The sequence below is a fragment of the Paenibacillus sp. FSL R7-277 genome, assembly GCF_000517965.1.
GTDB classification, from domain to species: Bacteria; Bacillota; Bacilli; order Paenibacillales; family Paenibacillaceae; genus Paenibacillus_AQ; species Paenibacillus_AQ silagei.
In genome coordinates, this window is the sequence record NZ_ASPX01000080.1 from 706,903 (window position 1) to 730,657 (window position 23,755).

At 53.3% G+C, this 23,755-nt stretch carries 11 protein-coding genes; 4 read left to right on the forward strand and 7 right to left on the reverse strand.

Annotation, left to right across the window (positions count from 1 at the left end):
- Positions 1-312: 312 nt before the first annotated feature.
- Together C173_RS33065 and C173_RS25275 are read right to left on the reverse strand one after the other, a co-directional pair.
- Positions 313-8,457 carry an endo-1,4-beta-xylanase gene (locus C173_RS33065; RefSeq protein WP_081751326.1) on the reverse strand — a complete coding sequence of 2,715 codons (8,145 nt, stop codon included), beginning with the start codon at positions 8,455-8,457 and terminating at the stop codon, positions 313-315.
- A 247-nt stretch (positions 8,458-8,704) separates the two neighbouring features.
- Positions 8,705-10,054 carry a glucuronoxylanase gene (locus C173_RS25275; RefSeq protein WP_036729945.1) on the reverse strand — a complete coding sequence of 450 codons (1,350 nt, stop codon included), beginning with the start codon at positions 10,052-10,054 and terminating at the stop codon, positions 8,705-8,707.
- Between the two features lie 240 nt (positions 10,055-10,294).
- Between C173_RS25275 and C173_RS25280 the strand changes: the two genes are divergently transcribed.
- On the forward strand, positions 10,295-11,161 hold the full coding sequence (locus tag C173_RS25280) for an AraC family transcriptional regulator (RefSeq protein WP_081751327.1): 867 nt from the start codon (positions 10,295-10,297) through the stop codon (positions 11,159-11,161).
- A gap of 97 nt (positions 11,162-11,258) precedes the next feature.
- On the opposite strand, the gene C173_RS25285 is transcribed toward C173_RS25280, so the two are convergent.
- Positions 11,259-13,232: a hypothetical protein gene (locus C173_RS25285; protein WP_036729951.1), complete on the reverse strand. Its 1,974-nt coding sequence runs from the start codon at positions 13,230-13,232 to the stop codon at positions 11,259-11,261.
- 149 nt (positions 13,233-13,381) lie between these two features.
- On the opposite strand from C173_RS25285, the gene C173_RS25290 reads away from it, so the two are divergent.
- The gene (locus C173_RS25290; RefSeq protein WP_036729954.1) at positions 13,382-14,227 is read left to right on the forward strand and encodes an AraC family transcriptional regulator; all 846 of its coding nucleotides are present in this window, start codon (positions 13,382-13,384) and stop codon (positions 14,225-14,227) included.
- A 515-nt stretch (positions 14,228-14,742) separates the two neighbouring features.
- On the opposite strand, the gene uidA is transcribed toward C173_RS25290, so the two are convergent.
- Genes uidA through C173_RS25310 form a run of 4 tightly spaced genes read right to left on the reverse strand, consistent with a single transcriptional unit; the run spans position 14,743 to position 19,694 of the window.
- Entirely contained in the window at positions 14,743-16,554 is a 1,812-nt protein-coding gene (uidA, locus tag C173_RS25295; protein WP_036729957.1) for a beta-glucuronidase, read from the reverse strand.
- A gap of 36 nt (positions 16,555-16,590) precedes the next feature.
- Positions 16,591-17,940 carry an ABC transporter substrate-binding protein gene (locus C173_RS25300; RefSeq protein ID WP_051478369.1) on the reverse strand — a complete coding sequence of 450 codons (1,350 nt, stop codon included), beginning with the start codon at positions 17,938-17,940 and terminating at the stop codon, positions 16,591-16,593.
- 27 nt (positions 17,941-17,967) lie between these two features.
- Positions 17,968-18,798 (reverse strand): carbohydrate ABC transporter permease, encoded by an 831-nt coding sequence (locus C173_RS25305; protein ID WP_036729963.1) that lies wholly within the window; start codon positions 18,796-18,798, stop codon positions 17,968-17,970.
- A gap of 11 nt (positions 18,799-18,809) precedes the next feature.
- Positions 18,810-19,694, reverse strand: coding sequence for a carbohydrate ABC transporter permease (locus C173_RS25310; protein WP_081751333.1), 885 nt, complete (start codon positions 19,692-19,694; stop codon positions 18,810-18,812).
- Between the two features lie 250 nt (positions 19,695-19,944).
- Between C173_RS25310 and C173_RS25315 the strand changes: the two genes are divergently transcribed.
- Complete coding sequence (locus tag C173_RS25315; RefSeq protein ID WP_036729969.1) at positions 19,945-21,744, forward strand: sensor histidine kinase; 1,800 nt, start codon at positions 19,945-19,947, stop codon at positions 21,742-21,744.
- Positions 21,734-23,341 (forward strand): response regulator transcription factor, encoded by a 1,608-nt coding sequence (locus C173_RS25320; RefSeq protein WP_036729972.1) that lies wholly within the window; start codon positions 21,734-21,736, stop codon positions 23,339-23,341. Before C173_RS25315 ends, C173_RS25320 begins: the two co-directional genes overlap by 11 nt.
- The last annotated feature ends 414 nt before the right edge of the window (positions 23,342-23,755 follow it).

Below are 23,755 nucleotides of genomic sequence, written 5' to 3' on the forward strand. Positions count from 1 at the left end.
AAATGGAAAAGTGTATCTTAATTCGCCGGTTTCCGTGAAATGTCCGGAAGCAAGTGGATAAACAGCATCTAATTTTTCCAGTTCCGCTACTTTGGATGAAATGGGATAAATTAAGTGTATTTTTCCCAACTGCTATTGTAATAGAGTCTATTGGTTCATCAGCAAGTGTACATTATCCAACTAATTCCGTTCTTGTTAGCCTTCATACTACTCAAAAAACCCTCCGGCCAGCCAACGTCTATCCCATCTTCCGATGTCTGTAGACGTTGACTGCCATAAGGGTTGTGCTTCTACGGATCTAACTATGGAGTGTTACTTCTGCAATATCCGGAAGATCATGACAGCAGCTTCCGCCCGCGTGGCTGTTCCGGTGGGATGAAGGGATTTCCCGTCTCCCCGGACAATTCCCTCTTGGACCAGTGCCGCTACACTATCAATGGCATACTTCGCCACCTTCATTCTATCTGTGTAGCCGACCAGGTCTCCGGCACTGCCGCCGGCAGATAATTTGTTCACCACCTTCAAGGCTCTGGCTGCAATCACCATCATATCCTGCCGCGAGATTTCGCCCTTCGGATTGAAGTTGCTGCCGTCTGTTCCATTGATAATCCCCAGCTGCTTCGCAATACTGAGCGCTTCATAATAGTAGGCTCCCTGGCTTACGTCTGCAAAGCCGGAACCGGATCCCGCTTCGAGACCCAATGCTCTCACTACCAGCAGCACAAAGTCCGCTCTCGTAATGTTCTTCTCCGGGCTGAAGGTGGCCGCGGAGGTTCCTTGGATGATGCCCAGACTGTACAGTGTGTCAATCGCCTCCGAAGCCCAGCTGTATTTGGCACCTACATCTTTGAACGGGCTGCTTGGCACTGGTGTCTGCGTAGGTGCTGGTGTCTGCGTAGGTGCTGGTGTCTGTGACGCAGCCGGTGTACCTGTTGCTCCCGGCGTCGATGTTGGTGTCGGTGTTGGCGTAGCTGTTGATGTTGGTACTGACGTCGGTACTGGTGTTGGCGTCGGCATCGGTGTCGGTGTTGGTCTTGTTGTTGGTGTTGGCGTCGGCTCAGACGGACCGCCGCTGTCTTTCAGCGTAGTTACAGAGAGGGCAGGACCATTCTTGCTCCAGTTCCCGGCTTCATCCCCGGCCTGCACCGAGAAATGATACTCTGTTCCCGCGGCAAGCCCGGTTACCTCGTACCGCAGCTCTGTTCCAGACAACGCAGCGATTTCCTCTGCTCCCCTATTGACTTTGTAGCCGGTCACTCCCGTATCGTCAGCAGCCCGCGTCCAGGTTAGTGTCAGACCGGATGCTGTGATCCGTGAAGCTTCAAGCTTGCTTCCCTCCATCCAGACCGGAGGTGTGGTGTCGGTAGCAGGCAGTGTCGTTGCTGACACAGAAGGCCCGCCCTCGCTCCAATTACCGCCCGTGTCTCCCGCTTCTACTTTGAACGTATACTGCTTACCCGGCTGTAATCCCGTTACTTGATGACTGTATACAGCACCGGTTACGGTCTCCGTATACACAGCATCTGTAACCGTAATCGGCTTATCTCCGGTTCCATTCGTAATCCGGTACCCGTAGATGCCGCTGTCATCTGTGGCCGTAGCCGACCAGGTCAGCGTCAGTCCGCTACTCGTGATACCGGAAGCGGCAAGCGTGCTTCCTTCCGCCCAGACCGGCGGCGTGATGTCTTCACCTGGAAGGGTGGTCACTATAACGTACGGTCCGTCCTTACTCCAGTTCCCCGCTGCATCGCCTGCCTCTACCTTGAAGGTATATGACGTGTTCGGCAGCAGTCCAGCTACCTCATAACGATATACGGCTCCGGTTGCGGTCTCCACCGGTTCGATACCGGTTACAAGCACCGGCTCGGAATCGATCCCATTGTAGATGCGGTATCCGGTAACACCCAGATTATCCATTGCAGCCGGCCACGATAAGGTAACTCCTGTAGGCGTAATACCGGTGGCTTCAAGCTTGCTTCCCTCAGCCCACACAGGCGGAGCTGCGTCTCCCTTGCCGCTGAGAGTAAGGTTGCCGAACACCTCTGTTGATTTCGCAGCCCGGCCCAGCAGATCATTCCAGGTAGCTACGCCGATCAGATTGGATCCGGTTGCATTGTTCACCTGCGCATCGAACCGGATCTGTGTCCCGTTCTCCGGCCTCAGTGTGCGGAATGGAATCTTCATCTCCACCGTATAAGCCGTCCCTTCGGTTACCGCCGCCGATTCAAATCCCGGTGAGACCGCCGGTGTCGAATTACTGAGGAACTTGAAGGACTGCTCTCCGGCATAGTTGACCCGGTATTGCCCGTCATCCTCGCGGTACGGCCAGGCGTTGATACGGTCTTCGTCCACATAAGCTTCCACGGAGTCCTGCTTCGTCTTATCCGTGCTGGCTTTGCTTAACTGCGTATCTTTGACCTGGAACAGCACATAGAGATTCTCTTCATCCCACAGCGTCCGGGCGGTTCCTGTGGTCTCCGATGTCGCCATCAGATGATTGTCAATCTGGATCTCCGGCGCATTCGCCCAGAGGTCGTCTATGCTTCCATCAATGTCAGGGGTACCATACAGCGCCGTAGAGCTCTTAGTCTCTGGAGTCACATAGAGCGGATGCCCGGCCAGATACTTCTCAGGATCAAGGATGGCATAATACGCCGGCTTCGGTGCCAGCGAGCTGATGAACGGCAACGGATTCTGACCTGCTCTCCAGCTCGCGCTGTCTGCATATCCCCAAAGGGTGACACGCGCGATTACATCCGCATGCTTCTTGTAGATCTGGAACAATTGGGCATACAGGTTCGCCTGCTTCTCTGCCCACTCTGCTGAGAGGGAATAATTCATGCCTGCCAGCACATCCAGCTCGCTGATGGAGAGCTCCACGCCCAGGGAAGCATATTTCTCAATCGCCGCTTCCACATTGGCAGGCTTGGTTCTCATGTCGTAGTGGGATTGCAGCCCGATGCCGTCAACCAGCAGCTTGCCGGGATGGGCCAGCGCATAACGGTCATTGATCTCTTTGACCATGTCATAGATGGCATCCCGCTTCTCCGGGAAATCATCGTTGAAATCATTGTAATACAGCTTGATATTCCACGACGGATGCTCATCCAGCACTTCCCTGGCGGCAAGGAATGCCTGCTCTACAAAGTCAGGGCCGACAGAATAGTACCAAGGTGACTTACGCAGCGCATCCTTCCAGTCCGTTACGGCCGGAGGACCATCCTGCATCGCCTCATTGACCACATCCCAGGAGATCACCGAATCCTTGTAATGCTCCATGACCGTACGGATATGGGTTTTCATATTTGCCAGTGCCTCACTGCGGCTGAGATAGACCGGATTCCCCGTCCCATCCTTCACGGCATTGCCTAAGGCATCCACCTGCTGCGTGAACCACGCCGGAGTCTGGCTATGCCATACCAGCACATGCCCATGGACCTCCGCCCCCATCGCCCGGGATTTGGCAACCATATCGTCTGATTTGTTGAAGGTAAAGGTACCTTTGGTCTTCTGCAGCGCGTCCGGCTTCATCTCGTTCTCGAAGGTCACGGCATTGAAGTGGTAATTGAAGAACGCATTCTGCCCGTTGCCCGGATTAAGATCATTAGTGCCGGGTATATTGCCGAGCAGGAAGTCGTTCTTATACACTTCTTGGAGCGGAAGAATGCTCTCCAGACCAGTGTCTGTGAAGCTGAAATCATCGATATAGTAAGATGCAGTAGTGCTATTAGGGCTCTCTACATATAAAGTGACATCATCATGCAGATAACGGTAGGTTCCCTCCAGCTTCACCCAGTCTCCGCCTGCACTGACCGTCTGTGTAGCCAGACTGACATAGTACGGCGTAGGTGCATTGACCTGTGCCGTCAGCTTGAGCTGTGCGCTTGCCGGGCTGATCAGCTTAACCCATACCGCCGCTTTGTACTCGTTGCCGATGGTGACGGCATCCTTGACCTGGACCGCAGGTCCGTCCGGGTTAGCCGCTCTGCCTGTGACCTTCAGGGCATAAGCGCCGCCCGTGGTGTGGTTAGCTTCCTTGGTAAGATCCAGCTTCACGCCAGCACTTCCCTTCGGCTGGAAGCCTTGCACGGTCCCATCCTCGAAATCTCTTACCGCCTTCATCCCCGCTGCAATAGTGAACGGGCTGACCTTTACACTGACACTTCCCTTAGTTACAGTCAGCGTGAATCCGCCTCCCTGGAGAGTAATAGCGGTCTTCACTCCCAGTTGCTTCAGCGCTTCATTGCCATCCAGAATCGCCTGCGCTTTGGCCATCAGCTTAGTGTTATCTTCACCCTCCACTGCATTAGGAACGGTAATCCGGTTGCCAATCAAGGCCGCCGCTTCCTCTACAGCCTGTTGATCTGCAGTAATTTCCCCCGTCTCTCCCAGGGTCTTCACCAGGGTAACCCCCGAGAAGGTGACTTTGAAGTCCGTTACAGCGCTCGTATTGGTTCCGTACAACTGCACCTTGGCATCCTTGAAGAAGTCCGGGGTATACGTTGAAGGATTCCCCATCGCCAGCCAGGAAGCACCACTGTTTGTGGAGAAATAGCCTTGCACCACATTGCCTTCTTTTACAATCCGCAAGAAATAATTAGTACCGCTCAGGTTAGTCTGGTTCGTATTGTTGGTGAAGGATTGGGTGCCAATTTTGCCTGAATTATTGACTTTGATATTGCTGCTGACCTTCCTTGCATTGATTCTGTAAAATTCTCCGCTTGCAGTAGCGCTGATGCCAAGTCCAACCTGGGCATTCTCACCCATGGACGGATCATTCAGCGGTTTGTCAACGGTGAGCTTCGCTGTCAGCGTCCAGTTGCCTTCAGCAGAGCCCGGCATCTGCAGCATATTATGGCTGCCCGGATAGTCCGTATCGCTCTTCAAGGTCTGGATGGCCGCACCCTCAGCACTATAGCTAAGTGCGTTCAGCGGATCAGCCGGATTCACGACCTCCCAGCCTGCCGGAAGTCCATTCGAGAAATCAACCACCTCGTTCGTACTGAAGAGGATTTTATAAGTCTTGATCTGTTCTCCTTTGACGAACCGGACCACTGCCGTGCCCTGCGCACTGTCCGCCTGCGAGATACTCACAAGCTCAGCCGGATCGCTGGTTACCGCTGTAACCTTCGGAATGGCGTTCCCGGTGACTGTATATTTATATTCATGCTTCGCTTCGTCAAAATCAGACGGCTGAACGCCATCAATAAAGAGGTTGTGCGACACGACCGCCTCAGGAGTAAGCGACATTTGGTCAGCATACAGGATGTTCGCATCCTTCGCATACACCGCCAGGACCACCTTCGCTGTGCCTGCGGGTTCCTCATACGTGAATGGCTGATTAGGCGTCTCATGCCAGTCTGCCACCTTCACATCCACGGGCTGGAAGGAGCTTAAGCTAAGCGGCCCGCCCTCAAGAATGCGTCCGACGAACTTGCCGCCCGCCCAGTATGCAGGATCACCGGCTTCACGGGCGGCGTACGGTTCAGGCATATCGCGGCCATTGATCGGAGTCATTCCGAGCTGATTCCCGTTCCCGTCGTAATACACCAGCGCCGCTTCGACATCACCCGGATGCTCTGCAGCAACATCATAGCTGTCCGGGCGGCTCATCATCGAGAGGAAGTAGCCCTTGAAGTTATAGCTCTCTCCCTTGTTCAGCTTACCGGTAACATCCTGCCACATTCCATCATACTGCTGCGCAGCGTCGATGCGGCCAGCAAGCTTGCTGGAACCGGCAACCTTCGAGGTCGAGCTGTTCTTCAAGTAACGTGACAGCCCCGAATAGCTTTGTATGGTATCCGCCGTTAACACTGGTCCTGCAGCAGCAGGCTCAAAGGTTCCCTTGTTGTAACGTCCGGCAGACCAGTTGTCTGTATTGGAAGCGGTTGCCGTATCAAAATCCCCGTTGAGCAGCAGATTGCCCGGAATGGATACTGTAGAATTGTTGGCGGCAGTACTCCAGTCGGAATCGCCTGCTCCGAACAGGAAGCGGTCAACGGTGATCGTACCCGCAGTCCCATTCGGTTCGGCCACGATATACAGATCCTTATGGCCGTAAGCACTAAGATCGCCTGTATCGACCATGTCCTGGAATTTGCCGTAGCTGTCATTGGCCGGTACCGGAATCTCTGCGACCCGCGTACCTTGGGACAGGATATCGGCGCTGCTGCCGGCAGGGGTTCCCACCGGAAGCACATAAGCAGCAAGCTTGCCTCCCTGCGCCGACTTCGTCTGGGCGGTAAGATACAGCAAGTGTCTGCGGACCACACCGCCGTTCGCCGAGCCGTCTGCAAAATTCACATTGTTGTAAGCGAGATAACCGCCTGCACCCAGTGTCACTGCCTCATTGGCACGGCCTGCTTGGCCTGCACTGTCGCCGGGCACACTGTTGTCATTCCCCTCTGCTTCCAGCGTGGAGAAGATATCGCGCTCCCCGTCCAGCCCCTGATAAGTGGCAAAGGTTCCCTTGGACGGAACAACCGTCACAACGCTGGCGGGCGGAATATTAATGACGAATTTGCCGCCCGATACAGGAATCGTACCCAGCTTCTTCTGGTTCTCGCTTCCCGAGGTGCGGAATACCGTCACACTATCTGTTCCTGCCGGGAAGTCCTTCAGATTGAATTCCAGCGGCTGAACGCTGTCATCATTGTTGGCATTGGATATCGTCATCGAGAAATCACCCGTAGCCGGATTCTTGAAGCCGACCACATTCAGATCAGGCGCCGGTACGCGTGTAACCTCAAAGCGCACATCGCCGGGATTCATGAACCGGGAGAAATGCCCGTAGCTGTAAAAGCGCTTGAACAACCGGTATTCCCCCGTCAGTGTGCTGATCCGTCCCGGCTCCTGCTGGGAGTTGGTCGTCACGAAGCGGATCAGGTCAGAGCCGTCCGCGCCGTTGCTGTCCCACATGCTCCACCAGACAAAGCCGGTGAAGCCCGGGTTGCTGGTGAACATATTGGTCATCAGATTGGACCAGCGTACGGCGTCATTGATATTCTGATTGCCGTAGCGCTGCGTATACGCTCCAGCCGAACCGTCAGCGGTGTCCTGGTTCATGAATTCTGCCTGCCAGAGCTTATACTTAGTAAGATATTCGGGATACTTGCTTCCATCCTTGGTATAATCCAGAGGATTCTTGGAGAAATCCCCGGTGTGGTACAGCTTGTTCTCATCCGTACCGATGCCAACTGTACCGTAGAGATGGGTAGTGAATACATCGAGATAGGGATTCTTGTCGAGCGCATTATCCGGGTCCGTCTGCGAGAACACCTCGCCGCCTCTGCTTAAGGAAGCGCCCAGATTGGTGCCGTCCACTGCGGCTAGCTGGGGAATGAAGTCAATGAGCTTGCCTTCCGGGTTCTTAATATCATAGAGGTCGCCGCCAGGCTGCATCGATTTTTTCAAGGCAGGTCCGATGTAACCGTTAATCAATTCCGTAACGTAAGCGGCTGAGCCGCCCGCCAGATCGACTTCGTTGAAGGGATTGATGTGGGTAACCGGAATCCCATACTGCTCCCACATACCGCGGATATAATTGACAAGATAATCTGCATAGGCCTGATAGTATATTTTGACTGGTTTTCCGCCAATGGTGGCGATGTCGCCACGGACAATTTTGCTTGGAGAATTGGTGTTGGACTGGCTCATCCAGTAGGGTACGGTCCAGGTGCAGGCGTAGAATTGCTTGACGCCATACTGCTGTGCCTGGCGCATGGTCCAGACCTGATCGATATCGAACAGCTCTTTGCGGGTACGCGGGGAATTCTTGATGACTACAGGCTGTTCACCGGGCTTACTGAGGAGATTGGTCGGGCCGCCGTCGTCATTGCCGATCGGCTGATTCCAGGAGGGATAATCCCATACAAAGTCTTGCACAGGTACAAGCGTTCCAGGAGCATGCTCCGGTTCAACCGGCCAGATGCTGTCGGTATTGCCGTCATAATAGCGGTTCTCCGCTTCGATCTTGTAGCCGTATTGTCCTGCTGTTCCACGCATGGGAATGGCATTCCCCTCAATGTCAAAGCCGGGATTATTCACATCGGCCAGGAGACTGGTGAGCGGGTTGAACCCCGGGCTTGCCGCAGTAGCCCCGGAAGTCGTCAGGCCGCCGTTGTCACCGATGATCACCCGGACAATGTCGTGACCTGTACCCTTCTGTTCACTGAAGGTCAGATCCAGCAGATGCCGGACCGTATCCTGATGGCCGGCCGAAGCGAGCTGCAGCATATGGACGGAATCCGTATACGCATAGGCGGCTCCTACGCCATCCATCGTCTGATAGCTCTTGTACCAATCGGCGGTTACCTGTGCCGGAGCAATAGCAGCCTGCATGGCAGCAGCCGGAGCAGCTTGAAGCGTGTTAGAGAATGGCATAGGGGTAATGACTGATAGCAGCAGCACACCAGCCATTGAAACTGAGAGTGCCTTTCTCCTGATCTTTTTACTCATCCTAGAGATTCCTCCTCTTGTATGCGCTTACATTGTTTTGCCTGGTAATATCCTAACAAATCAGATTGTACATTTATAGAAGAAGGATGCACGATTCATTTTAAAATAACACTATTCTCTTTCAAATTTAAACGATGACCCGAAAGCACCAAAAATCCCGGCCTGTAAGCGCACTATACAAGCTGCGATTCACAGGCCGGGATGCTGATTCTATCTTCGGTTAAGTCATAAATGCTGCGACTGTATTCTACTGGGCAAGAACTTCCTCAGCCAAGGCGGGATCTACTTCAATGTCATAGATTGCATCCGTTACTGAGCTTTTGCTGCTTCCGAGTGTGGCTACAAAGGTAGTTACACTAAGCGCAGGCAGTTGGGCGGTGAAAGCGCCGTTCGACACATTAATGTTAGAGCCGGCGGCTACCTTGCGGCTGGCGTCTGTGGTCCATGGGGACACACTCGATGCGGAGCCATTTTGCAGGACGAACCGCTGGCTGACCGCCGAAGTGCTTTTATTAATAGCGACAATCACTGCCTTGTTACTGCCCTTGTAAGCCGAGACATAGACATTGGTGTTAGGGTTCTTCGTAGCATCAACTCTTACATAACCCGGGCGGACGAACTTGGAGAACTGGGCCATGCTGTCCCCGCGCTTACTGATCGTGCCGTCTTCATTCATCGGGCTGTATTGGCGGCGGATATACCACCATACATAAGCCTGGAAATCCCCTTCCACCAGCGCATTGTGCATATGGTAGGCTACTTCCAGCGCTTCCGGCCACAGGTTGGCCGAGTTGTTATTGCTGTTCGGGTAATAGACCTCGGTCATCCACAGCTCTTTGCCTGCACCCTTCTGCTTGAAGAGCGGATAGGCAAAGTTGTTCACCTGTGTTCCATACAAATGCGCACCCAGAATGTCCATATTGGCCAGCGCCTGGGAGTCATTCAGAATCGGGTCAGACATATTCTTTAGATATTGGAAGGACTCAGGAGCAATGACCCGGCAATTGATGGAACCGGCATAATTCTTCATAAAGTTCAGGACTTCGGCAGGTGTCCACCAGGTCCAGGTCTCGGCATAGTCCGGTTCGTTCTGCACCGAGATCGCATACAGGTTAACCCCGTTATTCTTCATGTACGTCACGAAGTCATTCAGATGCTGGGCGTATGCGCCGTACTGGTTATATTTGAGACGCTTGGCTGAGGTATTCCCGTTGCGGTTGAAGGTCTCCGTCATGCTGCTAGGCGGATTCCACGGCGAAGCAAAAACGATGGCTCCTTTGGCAACGGCTGCCTTGGCCGTATCCAGCTCCTTATACCAGTTGTTCTTGTTCTCGTCCACAGAGATTCTCAGAATGGAGAATCCCAACTGGTTCGCCCCGTTCCCGAAGGCGGTCTCCCGCTGCGCGGCGGTCAGATCCCCGATCCAGTTCGGATGGTTAATGCCGCCGAACCCGCGGATCACCTGCTTCTGGGCGGACAGATTGACCGTAACATCGCTGGCTGCTGAAACTTTGGGTGGCGGTGGCACCACCAGCATAGACAACATAGTTACCGTTGCCAGCAAGGTACATAGTGATTTTTTAAACGTTGATTTCATTGCTTCATCTCCTTATTATATGATTTCTGCACAACATTCCTGCCGAATTCTGCCTCTGGTCGCACCTCCTGTCTAATCGAAGCGGCAGCTGTACCCTGTACAGGCTTGTCCTTTTCCCTTGCAACACTTGCAAGCGCTTCCTATTCCTGTATTATATTAAATAGTTGATATGTCGTCGTTGCATATCAGCGATACTATATTGCGCGGATACCGATAATCCTTATATATCCAATTAAAGGAATGGATGCCATGGAGCAGCTTGCCCAGTATGTGTTCACCCCGATCCCCGAAGAAATGATCTGCTTCCACAAATCAACCACCACGGAGCAGCTCAGCCCGGCTCAGCCTTACCACCGGCACGATGCCTACGAAATCTACCTGTTCCTGAGAGGCAATACCTATATGTATGTGGAGCAGTCCTGCTACAAGCTCTCCCCCGGCGATCTGATTCTGATCCGTCCAGGTGAGATGCACCGCTGTGTCTGTGCCGACAACCAGACCTATGAACGGATCGGGCTGAACCTGCGAAGATCCGCCCTGCGGCGGCTATCCAGCAGCCGCACGAACCTGTTGGCCTGCTTCAACGCCTTTCCCTCGGGGCTGAACACGCTGATCCGGCTCTCCCGCGACCAGTGCGCCTTCTATTCCAGACTGGCGGACCAATTGATCTATAGCCTGCACTCCGAGGAGTACGGACAGGATCTGCTGGCCGATTCCTATGCCACCCGGCTGCTTGTATTCATCAACACTCTGCAGCAGTCCTCCGCCGCTCTGCCGCATAATCTCATGCCGGAGCTTGTCCGCCGGACGATGGCTTACATCGAGGAGCATCTGCTCGAACCGATTTACTCCGCCCAGCTGGAGCAGGAATTTCATTACAGCGGCAAATATATAAGCCAGCAGTTCAAAGAGCACACGGGACTTACCGTCCGCTCCTATATCGTTAACAAGCGCGTCTCCCTGGCCATGAGCCACCTTACCTCCGGCAAGAGTGTCGCGGCCGCCTGCGAGCTGTCCGGCTTCAGCGATTACGCCAACTTCATCCGCAGCTTCACCAAGGTGGCCGGTATGTCCCCGGGCAGATACCGGGCTGGTATGCTGCCGTAAGTGCCCGGGCACTCTTTTGAAACAAAGAAAGAGGACAACCTCCCGCTGAACCGGGAACCGTTATCCTCTTAGCGTATGTCTTCCGTCCGTACTGGCGCTACTCGCTGTCCGCCTCCCAGTACTCACCAACCAGACCTTCAATAATACTGCCGCTGGCCCAAGGCATCAGGCAGAACCAGGTGCTGGCCGGTGAACCGTCACTGTAGGTCTCGGTTACCAGCCCCTCGGAATGGCAGAATCTCTCGGACATCCAGCCCGTCAAGCCGTGATCGAACTCCCGGTCATACCGGTTGTAGGTCTGACAGCCCCAGCCGACGGTATCCAGCATCCGCTGCTTCACATACGGATCTTCACGCCGCTTCACATAATAACACAGCTCATCTACCACGCTGCTCGACATGGGATGAATATGCGGATTGGCGACGGAGGTCACACTCCCCCCGGAGCTTGACCAGCCCACTGTGCTGAGCGGCGGCACTTTAACCGGTGAATTATAAGCGAATTTGAAGGTGAACTCGTAAGCAAGGGCATCTCTCATATGATCCAGATACAGCTCATCCCCAGTGAGGGCGTGCAGATATCTGACCGCTCTGATGTACGCCAGAATCCCTTCAGAATCTACCGCCTTATCTGCATCAAGCGGCGCTCCATAACATTCCATCCGCTTCACATAGGTCTCATAATAATGCCGCTCACTGCGCTTCAGGCTGTCCAGATGCGACCGGTTTCCGGTTAGCCAGCTATAGTAGGCTATGGCAGCCATGATCCAGGTTCCGCTGAAGGAATCGTATTCAAGCCCGGCACCGGTTCGCTCGGAGAGAATCGTAGGGTATTCACCGTCCGAATTCCGGCTTCTCTCCAGTACAGGGAGAATCTTCCGCACGAAGTCCACCCACTCCTCGTGAACGACATGCTTGAGCCGTTTCTCGTATTCATAGGCCTTCATAATATAGAACAAGGCCTGTCCGCATAGATAAGCGGAATGTCCAGGCGTGCGCATCCCGTCAAACCACCAGCCGTGAATGCTCCATTTCCCGTCCTGATAGGCCTCATAGGGAAGACCGGAAGCCGGGTTCAGGGAGTTCCCGATGATATGCTCAATGCAGGAGAGCGCCTGCCCGCGCATAGGATCATCTCCCAGCCGCAGCGCAGCCATCAGCATAGGAGTGGCTACAGTCAGACCGTTTGTCCAGCTGATGGAGATGATTTTATTGTACCGGTACCCGCCCGTCTCCTTGTCCTCATAGACAAAGGTTGTGTAACTCCGGTCCTCAGGCAGCCACGCATACTGATAGATGGCCTTCGACAGATCGGCCGCAGCGCTCCTGATCCCGCTCCCGGGTCTTGGGGGCTGATGATAGCGGGAATAGATCTCTTCCAGTGCAGCATTGATGCCTAGCTCAGACTCAGCCTTGTAGTCATACAAATCCAGCATGAACGCTACTGACTCTGAGGCCGCCAGTTCGAAGCAGTTCTCCAGCGCTGCCCGTTCCTTGACAAGACGCGATTTGATGAACAGAAGCGGAGCATTCTCATACCCCAGCGTATAGCCGACCGTTCCCTTGGCAAGTGAGCAGGTGAAGCCGCCATACTGCAAGAACTCTCCCTCTAGCCCAGGCTTCCACTGGCTCTTCTCTCCCTCCCTGTATATAAAATAAGGGCTTGCGCATAATCCGTACACTTTGCCAGTGTCGTATACCAGCGCCGCCGGATGCGACAGCCGGTCGCTGCGCACCATCCACCAGGAAGAAGAAGGACGCGCGGGCTGGCCGTCTCTAAGCCGCGGGAACTCATTCGGAACATTCTGCGGAGCCTCTCCGCGGTTGCGCCCATACATAAACGCGGGAAGAAAAAAGCGCGGATCAGCCTTGGCGAACGGCAACTCCACATGAATAACGCCTGACCAAGGCGTGTCGTTCAGATTCGTGATCTGTACATGAGCCTGAAAGGGATGCTGTGCACTGCCTGTCCCGCCTGTTATCTCAACGGATGCATGCAGTCCATGCCCGTTAAGTCCGGTATATTCAGGATCTTCCTGAGCCTTGCTTCTTGCCGTTATGATCAGTTCCACTATCCTGACCTCCAGTCTGTTGTAATACGATAAAAGGGTTGCAAATCATATTCCTGCATGCTAGGATAATGTCATTTTAAAGTAGTTCCAGAGAAGAATCATTGCAGGTTCCGCTGTTATTATTGCGCAAAATGATCCGGAGGTTACCCATGAACGAGCCATTTGAGCTTCGCTATGACCCTATCCATAAAGATTACCTCTACCTGCACAGGACAACCACCTATAATATGGGAACCTTCTATCACCGCCATGAAGCGTATGAGCTGTACTTATTTCTGCGCGGCAACGTCAAGTTCTATATTGAGAACAGCTGCTACCACCTGCAGCGCGGAGATCTGCTTGTGCTGAATCCGGAAGAAATGCATCGTTCCTTCAGCCAGGATGAATCGGAATATGAACGGATTACGATCAATCTCCAAAAATCTTATCTGCACCGCCTGTCTACTCCGGCTACTCCCCTATCCTGGTGCTTCGACCACCGCCCGAAGGGTAAGGGCAACATCGTGCATCTGGAGGAAGCCGAGCTTCAGCAGGCTCTCAGGTTGACCGGCGATCTGGAGGAGGTCCTCTCATCGGATGCGTATGGGGCAGATATCCTCGCCAACAGCATGCTTGCTCAATTATTGGTGCTGACCAACACCGTGTTTCATAGAACAAGCATCGTTCCTGCAGATATCATGCCGGAGCTGGTCCGCAGGACCATGGAGTATATTGATGCCCATCTGGGCCAGAATCTCACGCTTGAGCAGCTTAGCAGCACCTTTCATTTGAACAGCACCTATATTAGCCGTCAGTTCAAACAGCATACAGGCTTAACGCTCCGTTCCTATATCCTGGACCGCCGGATTTCGTTAGCCAAGGCCTGCCTCCGCGACGGGCTTAGCATTACCGAGGCCTGTTATCAATCCGGCTTCAGCGATTATGCCAATTTCATCCGCAGCTTCACCAAGGTGGCCGGCATGTCCCCGGGCAGATACGCCAAACAGGAACTGTAGAATGTCTCGCGGGAAGTGGAGCGGGCAGGCGCAGTGTCTGCGGAAGGCGGGACTGGATCATTAGTGGGCTGGGGATTTACAGATTCGAGAGAGTGTTGCTTACAGTTGAGAGCGCGGGGGACTTACAGCGTCTGACTCATGGCGGCGGACTTATACAAGTGGAAATTGTACATCTAATTTGGCGGTAAAGGGGTACGTAAACTAATTAGTTGGAAAAATGCAGCTTACTCAGCCCGACTTCTGCTAAATCCATCGGATTCCAGGAATTAAGTGTACTTTTTCAAACTGCTTGCCCTCAACCCTCGATTTCGGCAAAATTAAGTGCCTTTTTTCCAACTATATCCGCCCTTCCCTCTTGCAACGTATCACATAAGGCCCCCAGCCGAGCCGGGGGTTATTGTATAAAAAAGCCCCCCATAACGGGAGGCTTGAAGGGTTGGAGACTTGCAAGCTTCGAGGCTTCGAGGCTTGCAATCTTGAAGGCTTGCAAACTTACGTTGCAACTTAAACTCAATCTACTTCTTATACCCAAAATCCGGTATCTCCGTCCATCTCCGGCGCAGCTCGTGGGCTGCCGCCTTGGGCTTGCGGTCACGGGTGAAGATGCCTTTCTTGTTCCCCTGCACCCGGATAATACCCTGGCTGGTAGCAAAGTCGGCGAAATTCCATACCTGCTCACCTACGAAACCGGCAAACTCGTCGAAGACCTCGTGGTTAGCCTTGTAGAACGCCACCTGATACTCCTCTGTGAACATGATCGGCTCCACATCATGCAGTCCGGCTACGGTATCGGTTCCGTATTCGGTCATCATCATCGGCTTGCCGGGGCACCGCCGGCTCCAAGCTTCCAGCTCCATCCGCAGCTTGACCTTCGCCGACTCCAGGTCTCCCCCGTCCACATACCAGCCGTAATACCGGTTGAAGGCCAGCACATCGATCAGCTCGGAGATTCTATCGTTCGCCGGGGATGCCTCAATATGCGTCACCAGGGTCACCGGACGGTGCTGCGGATCTTCCTCCCGCAGCTGCTCAATCAGCGGCTTGAAGTATTCGTATGCCCCATCCTCATAGGAGGCCGGTTCGTTCGCTACATTCCACATCACTACACAGGCATGGTTCTTATCCCGGTTAATCAGCTCCCGGATCACCTGCCGGTGATGCTCGAAGGTCTGGACCTCTGCCCAGGTATCCTTCTTCGAACCTCCTGAGAACATCACCAGGAAATTAAGATCCAAGCCTACCGCCGGGGTCTCATTGATCACGACGAAGCCTTCACGGTCGGCCAGACGCATCACTTCCTCGGCATACGGATAATGCGCCGTGCGGAAGGAGTTGGCCCCGGACCATTTCATCAGATTGAAATCCATAATGTTCGCCGCTTCATCCAGGCCCCGTCCATGGAACGGGGTATCCTCATGTCTGCCGTAGCCCTTAAAGTAGAAGGGCTCGCCATTGATCAGGAACTGTCCGTCCCTCACTTGGACCGTCCGCACGCCGAACGGCAGCTCATAGACATCAACCACCTGCTCCGCTTGCAGAAGCTCAATCTTCAGGGTGTACAAGTAGGCGTTCAGCGGCTGCCATAGTCTGACAGATGGAATATCCAGTACACCGGACGGCTCCGTCCCTGAGCAGACCGTGTTCCCATCTTCATCTAGTACCGTAACCCGGACCTCGGCTTCGCCGCTAATGTCCACGCTATAGCGGACTATCCCTTGCCTCTCCTCCCCCTGCTCCTCCTTATAATCGGTCACTACAGTGACGTCCTGAACGAAGGTGAGTGGCGTAGAGTAGATCCGCACCGGCCGCTGCAATCCGGCAAAGTTGAAGAAATCAAAGTTCGGCTGGTTCTTCACCTTCACCTTCCCGTCCGGCCCTTCGGTCTCCGTGTACAGGCCAACAGGCAATGTGGTGTAATCCACGACGTTATGAACAGCTACCGTCAGCCGGTTCGTTCCAGGCCGGATATAGTCATTAATCACTCCCTCGAAGGGAAGGAAGCCGCCGGCATGCTCCATCACCAAGCTTCCATTGATAAATACCTTCGCCTTATGGGTCGCCGACCCGAACCTCAGGACAAGCCGCTCATTCATGACGTTACGCGGAAGGGACAGCTCCCGCTCATACCAGACCCAGCCGACATGATTACGAATCTCCGGGCTTACGCCAAGATCATTGTAAGCCGAGGGCACCACCATAGGGATCGTATCTGTGAGCTTCGATGCCTGCCAGCTCTCGTCCCAGCCGGAGCCATCGTCCAGCTTGAAATTCCATACCCCGCCCAGATCATACAGACTGCGGGTTTCCGTCATGATTGGATACAGCATGAACAACACTCCTATCTGCTTTCTGTTCTCTTTTATTCAGGATTTGGAATCAATAATCTTCTGAATCTTGGTTTGTGCATGCTGAATCGTATCATCGATACTTTGACCGGACAGCATCATTTTATCGAACTCCTCCAGCAGCACTTTCTCCAGCTCGGCGTGATAAGGTACGGCTGTAGCTGCTGTAGTAGCTTTGGTATTCTCCAGAACATAGAGCAGGGAGGCTTTATCAATCATCTCCGGGTTTTTGCTGCCTGCAATGATCCGGTCGACCACATCATTCATATCGGCTTTTTTCCAGGATGGGATATTCTTGCCTTGCAGCACAATCCCTTCGGTGGAGAACCAGCGGAGGAAGGTGTAGGCTTCGTCTTTATGCTTCGATTTGCTGTATATACTCAGGACATCCCCGCTCACATTCGCTGCAATCGGATCTTCAGCATTCAGCTTGGGAGTCGGAGCAAACACCGTTTTGAAACTGGCAGGAATGGTCTCAGTCCCCCCGGTTTCCGGGATCAGGAAGGAGCCTGTGACCAGCATACTTGTATCCTGATTGAAATATTGCGGTCTGTAGTTCAGCTTCTGGCTGACCACCTCGGAATACGGTGTGGCAGAGCCTTCCGCTTCTCCCTGAAGACGCAGCTCAAGCGACTTACGCATGAATGGATTATCGATATTAGCTTTTTTGCCGTCATCGGTGGTCAGATTCGCATTCACCGATTGACCGAAGTTCTGCACCATGTATCCATATTGAATCCAGCTGTGGAAGTAGGTGCCGTAGCGGGTTTTATCACCGTTTTTCTTCGTCATCGCCTTGGCGTACTCCATGTACTGATCCCAGGTCCAATCCTTAGGCAGCTCAAGTCCGGCCTCCTTCAGGTGATCCTCATTGATAATGACCAGACCCTGGGAGGACTTGCCGGGCAGTCCATAGATTTTGCCGTCAATGCTGGTATCGGCTGTATATTCATCCTTGAAATTAATGCCGTCCTTGGCCAGATAATCATCCAGCGGCTGGATCATGCCGAGCCCTGCACGCTGGGACAGGAAGGTCATGTTACTGAACATGAGGATATCCAGATCATCGCCCCCGGCCACCGCCAGGTCGAGCTTCTTATAATACTCGTTGGAGTTGTTGTCCTCTGCAGAGGCGAACTCCACCTTAATGTTCGGATGCTGCTTCTCGAACTCGGCAATGACGATATCCCAGTTGTCCATTTTTTTGGCATACCAGTTGCTAAGCTTAATGGTTACCGCTTGTTCTGCACCTGTTCCGGCACCTGTTGCCGCCGGCTCCTTCTCTGCATTGCCCGCGCCTCCGCAACCGGATACCAGCAGAGATAACAGCGGTACAGCGATGAATAGATTGCGTTTTACTTTTGACATGATTTGGCCCCCTGTAATGTAATTAGTCTAGCCTTTGACACTGCCCATCGCAACTCCCTCAATCACCTGCTTCTGGCCGATCATGAAAATAATTAACAATGGCAGAATGGCTGATACGGCACCTGCCATCATCAAGGAGTAGAACTCGCCGCTGAAATCAGCGAATTTCCGGATGCCCAGCTGCAGGGTAAACAATGAATCGGAACGAAGGAAGATCAGCGGATTCTGGTAATCATTCCAGGTCCAGATAAAGCGGAGAATCATATAGGTAGCAAGGGCTGGCTGCACCAGTGGCATGGCAATCCGCATGAAGATCGTCCAGTGGCCCGCTGCATCAATCCGCGCCGATTCAATAATTTCATCATGGATTCCCAGGAAGAACTGTCTCAGCAGGAAGGTTCCCAGCACGCCGGAGGCGGCAAGCAGCACCAGCCCGAAATGGCTGTCGAACAGTCCAAGCCAGCGGTACATAATGAACTGCGGAACCAGAATGGCCTGCGTCGGAATCATGAAGGTGGCAAGGACAACCAGGAAGAGAATATCCCGCCCTTTGAAAATGATTTTGGAGAAGCCGTAAGCTGCCATAGCGGAAATAATCAGCGACAGCGCTGTAGACATCAGGGTAACCTTCGTCGTGTTCCAGTAATAGAGTGTGAACGGCACGGCTCCCGCCCATACCTGCTTGTAGTTCTCCACCGCATTCCATTTCGAGGGAATCCATTCTATCGGATATTTCATCACATCCAGCTCGGGCTTGAAGGAGGCGGAGAGCATCCATAAGAACGGCATGATGAACAGGATGCCCGCAGCCCCCATGAAAACGGTAACAATAACACGGTTAAGCTTGATCGATCGCATGTGTATACCTCCTAGTAGTTGACCCATTTCTTTTGTCCGACCCATTGAAACAAGGTCACCAGCAGGATGAGGATCAGCAGAATAATGCCCATCGCCGAAGCATAGCCCGACTCCAGATTCACGAACGCCACCTCATACAGGTAATAGACAATGACAGAGGTTGAGCCTGCCGGGCCGCCGCCGGTTAACACCATAATCAGATCGAAGACCTTGAAGGACCCGACAACTCCTGTGATAAGCAGGAAGAAGGATGTAGGCGACAGCATCGGCAGTGTAATTCTGAAGAACTGTCTGAGCGGTGAGGCCCCGTCCACATCGGCGGCTTCATACAGATCCCGTGAGATATTCTGAAGGCCCGCCAGATAGATGACCATATTGAAGCCGAGTGAAGTCCACACCATAATAATCATGACCGAGATCAGGGCGAACTTGGGATCAGCCAGCCACATGGGCGGATGCTCGAACCCTATAGATCTGAGGAAGCCGTTGATCGGACCGTTGTTCGGGTGATAGAGTACTCTCCAGAGCAGGGCGATGGCCACGAAGCTCGAGATGAAGGGCATGAAATAGATCACTTTGAAAAAGGTTTTGAAATACGTTGCCTTGTTGATCAGCACCGCCAGCACCAGCGCCAGGAACATCGCGACCGGAACGACGGCAATCATGATCAGATTGTTATAGAGCGAGCGGTGAAAGGACTCGTCCTGCACCAGCCGGGTGTAGTTATCCAGACCGACAAATTGAAACCCGTCCAGCCCGGATACAAAGTTCCAGTTCGAGAAGCTGATCACACCGGATAGGAGAATCGGAATAATTACCAGCGTTACGGTCAGAATGAGCATGGGGGCAATGAATAAATACCCTGCAATATTGTCGTAAAAGGATTGCTTGCGCATCTTGCTTATCCCGGGGCTGCCGGACCGTTTTGCCGTCCCCTCTTCAGTAATAACCTCCACTTTATCCACCTCTTTTTATGTTTGTAGCTTTATTATAGAAGGGCAAATTTCATAGCACATGCAACGAATTTATCTGTGGCGAAAACTTTGTATAGCATTATTTTTTCTAAATTGAAAAAATTATTGGATGAGCCGAACCGCAGAATCAAGTACCATAAGTCTGTGAAGGTCTACTACTGGAGGGATATTAATGAAAGAAAAGCACAGGCTCAGTCAGCTCTCCTTCCGGCAAAAGCTAATCCTTACCTCCATTGCCTGCCTCGTAATTCCGGCACTGGGGATGCTCTATATTACCAATGTCTATTCCAAACTGATTATCCGGGAGCATTCCCTGGAGAAGTCCACGCAGTCCCTGAGGATTGTCCAGTCGCAAATTGATGTAATCTTCGAAGAGATGGTCTCGGTGTCGAACTTCGTCCATTTCGATCCGGAGATCAAGACCCTGCTGGAGGATGCCAAGACCAATCCCGTAGCTGCGCGGAACCTGACCAGCCGCCTGGAGCAGGTGGCCGGAGACACCATCGATCTGAGGATCACTCTGCTGGATAAGGAAGGACATGCCTATTCCGATTATTCCTTCTATGATTATGATCCCCGGCAATTTTTGAAGCGGCGCTGGTTCTCCACTCTGGAGCAGCTCCCGCCGTATGACACCTTATTTATGGGAGCAGAAGACAATTACCTGACCTCCCTGCAGGCTGAGCAGCCGTATATCTTCATGACAGCGCGTGCCTTAAGAGAAGAAACGACTGCCGCTCCCTACGCCTACCTGATTGTCAGCCGCAGTGAGGCTTCGATCCGTGAGCGGTTTGCTTCAATGGAAGAGGATGTGTATCTGCTGGATGAAGAGGAGAACATTCTGTCGAACCGGAACCAGGAGCTGATAGGCACAAGCTTTGATCAACTGCTGCCTGTAGATGAGCTGGTCTTCCCTGACATCGTCAAGTTCAAGGGGCAGAATCAGCTCCTCCTTGAACTGCCGCTGAAGTTTGCCAGATGGAGACTCATCAGTGTCGCTCCCTATGAGCAGCTGACGGAAAGGTTGAACGGGATTAACCGGACCGGCCTGATTATTCAGACGATATTTGCGGTCAGCTTCTTGTTCGCGCTGACGGTTCTGCTGCGGAGATTCACCAAGCCCGTGCTTGTCCTGGGCAAGGCGGCCCGCCGGGTGGAGGACGGGGATCTCATGGTGCGCTCGGGCATCCGGGGAGCCGATGAGATCGGCAGCCTGGGGCACTCCTTCGATAACATGCTGGACCGGGTACAGCTGATGCTCAGGCAGGTGGAGACGGAGCAGGAATTGAAGCGCCAGGCAGAGATTGCAATGCTGCAGGCCCAGATTAACCCTCATTTTCTATTCAATGTACTTAGTTCGATCCGGCTGAAGCTGCTGATGAAGCAGGATGAGGAGAATGCTGCGATCGTCGGCTCCCTCTCCGCTATGCTGCGGGCCAGCTTCTCCAGCCGGGAGGAATTCGTCTCCATTGCCAGTGAGCTTGATTTCACGAAGCAGTATATGGAGTTAATGCGGTTCACGATGAGATATCCTACGGAATATGCAGTGCATGTGGACAAAGAGCTGCTGCTGGAGACGGTGCCGCGGTTCATCCTGCAGCCCATTATTGAGAATGCTTACAAGCACGGGTTCTTGCAGAGCGGAGGGCGGGTCGTCATCACCATCGGACTCGTTCAGTCCAGGCTGACCATTACCATCGAGGATAACGGCACGGGAATGGAGGAGCATACGCTCGCAGCCCTGCTTCAGCACATCAGGCAGAAGGATGCGGAGTTAGGTGCCCTGAGTGCTGACGGGACGCCAGTGGCAGAGTCCGCTCACGGCATCGGATTAATCAACGTCTACCAGCGGCTCAAGCTAATCTACGGGGAGCGCTTCGAGATGAACATTGAGAGCATTCACGGGCTACGCACCACCGTACAGTTAATCATGCCCGTGAAGCGGATAGGAGCAGATAATCATGACCTATAAAGTAGTACTGGCAGACGATCATTATCCGGTGTTGGAGTATTTAAGCACTTCGATTCCCTGGGACACCCTCGGCCTTGAACTATCGGCTTGCTGCTCGGACGGCAGACAGGCCTGGGAAGCCTGCCAGCTGCATCAGCCGGATATTCTGCTTACGGATATCGGCATGCCGGCGATGAATGGACTGGAGCTAATCCAGAAGGCGCGGGAGGTGAACCCTCAGCTGCAGACGATTATCCTGTCCTGCCACGGGGAATTCGAATATGCCCAGAAGGCTGTGAAACTGAACGTGGCCGAATATATATTGAAGGAGAGTCTGCAGATCGATCAGGTGATTGCCGTATTGACGGAGGCGGTGGCCCGGCTGGAGGTGAAATTGAAATCCCGTAACCACTATCTCCAGATGGAGAAGCTGGTCAGCCAGAACCATGCCGCCATCCGGACCCGGTTCATCCGCATGTTCGTGGAGCAGCCGGTCTGGGATGAAGCCGAGTGGTACGGACAAGCCGAAGCGATGGGCATCAGCCTGCACACAGGCACACCGTATCTGCCTGTACTGGCGGTCCCGGAGCGCTCCTATGAGCTGGAGAGGCGGTTCGGCGGAGTGGTGAACCTGCAGTTCGTGATGGATAATGTGCTGCAGGAATTCCTGGAGATAGACGGCATTATCCAGTTCGCGCTGACGGAAAGGCAGTTCATCCTGTTCATTCCTTTGCCGCATATCCTCGTCCGCAATCTTTATGAAGAGTTCCGTGAACACTTCCGGCATGTCCAGAGAATGGCGAAGCTGCATCTGCGGATGGGAATTTCCTTCTTTTACGGGGAGGCTACTACAAGTCTGATCGACATTAAGAAGCAGATTCAGGCGCTGCTGGATTCCCATGCCCTGCGCTTCTATACCGCCGAGGGAGCGATTATGAAGCTTGCGCCTGTCCAGACCAGCGGCGAGGACCTGTTCATCCATTATTCGGAGATCCTTCAGCAGCTGAGGGACTGCATTCAGCAGGAGGACAGCTCACAGCTTGCAGCCAAGGTCAGGGAGATCAAGCAGTACATCGGGGACCAGAAATATCCGGTGGAGAGTGTGAAGAGCTGGCTGCTCAAGATGGTGATGGAGCTGGAATTGAAATATGTCGTCATGCAGAACTTCGTCAGCAACTTCAACAGTGAGCGGCTCCAGCGCTCGATCCAGGAATTCGAAACGCTGGAGCAGCTCATGGAATGGCTGGAGGAATTCCTGAAGGATAAAATACTCATGCTAAGCTCCATGTGGAAGCAGAATGTCCGCAAAGAAATAGCCGAAGCCAAACGTTATGTAATGAATCATATCAGCGAGAAGGTTGGCATGGAGGAGATGGCGAAGCGTCTGGGCCTGAACCCCACCCATTTCAGCCGGTTATTCCGTCTGGAGACCGGGCTGACCTTCATTGAGTATGTAACCAGGGTGAAAATGGAGCACGCCCGTGACCTCCTCAATCAGACGAACCTGACCATCGTTGAAATTGCGGAGCAGCTGGGTTATGACAACGTCAGCTACTTCATCAAGCTGTTCCGTAACTTCTCCGGCATGACTCCGGCGGAATTCCGGAAGTCCATCTAGTACAGCATCAGATTTAATTCTGTGAATAGGTCAGATCCCGGAGGTTCCGTAAAACGAAACTACACCGGCCGTTCGAGTTTGCTCCTAACGGACCTGAGAGACCCTATTCCCAGGAAAACGCCACTTTTTGCGGGTTAACGGACTGAGTAGCCCTTATCGTCTCTCTACAAGATGTTTAGAGTAGAAATTCCAAAAATAAGGTCCATGGGGTCCGTTCCTTTGCCCAGGTGGTGACTTTCATCCAGAATAAGCGCGCCTCAGTCCGTTATGCCGGGCAAACGCCACTAAGGGACAACTCCCGTCTTCGTCTGGGAATAGCATCTGAAGGGGTGGCTCCACTCCTGTAGTCCTTCAGGCATCAAGCGCCCCATCCACCAGTTTAAATCTGATGCTGCACTAGTTTTGTATATAACA

Bases quoted from the DNA above. Each gene is read 5' to 3' on its own strand.
- C173_RS33065 (WP_081751326.1), bottom strand. From the start codon at position 8,457: ATGAGTAAAAAGATCAGGAGAAAGGCACTCTCAGTTTCAATGGCTGGT.
- C173_RS25275 (WP_036729945.1), bottom strand. From the start codon at position 10,054: ATGAAATCAACGTTTAAAAAATCACTATGTACCTTGCTGGCAACGGTA.
- C173_RS25280 (WP_081751327.1), top strand. From the start codon at position 10,295: ATGGATGCCATGGAGCAGCTTGCCCAGTATGTGTTCACCCCGATCCCC.
- C173_RS25290 (WP_036729954.1), top strand. From the start codon at position 13,382: ATGAACGAGCCATTTGAGCTTCGCTATGACCCTATCCATAAAGATTAC.
- uidA (WP_036729957.1), bottom strand. From the start codon at position 16,554: ATGCTGTATCCAATCATGACGGAAACCCGCAGTCTGTATGATCTGGGC.
- C173_RS25300 (WP_051478369.1), bottom strand. From the start codon at position 17,940: ATGTCAAAAGTAAAACGCAATCTATTCATCGCTGTACCGCTGTTATCT.
- C173_RS25305 (WP_036729963.1), bottom strand. From the start codon at position 18,798: ATGCGATCGATCAAGCTTAACCGTGTTATTGTTACCGTTTTCATGGGG.
- C173_RS25310 (WP_081751333.1), bottom strand. From the start codon at position 19,694: ATGCGCAAGCAATCCTTTTACGACAATATTGCAGGGTATTTATTCATT.
- C173_RS25315 (WP_036729969.1), top strand. From the start codon at position 19,945: ATGAAAGAAAAGCACAGGCTCAGTCAGCTCTCCTTCCGGCAAAAGCTA.
- C173_RS25320 (WP_036729972.1), top strand. From the start codon at position 21,734: ATGACCTATAAAGTAGTACTGGCAGACGATCATTATCCGGTGTTGGAG.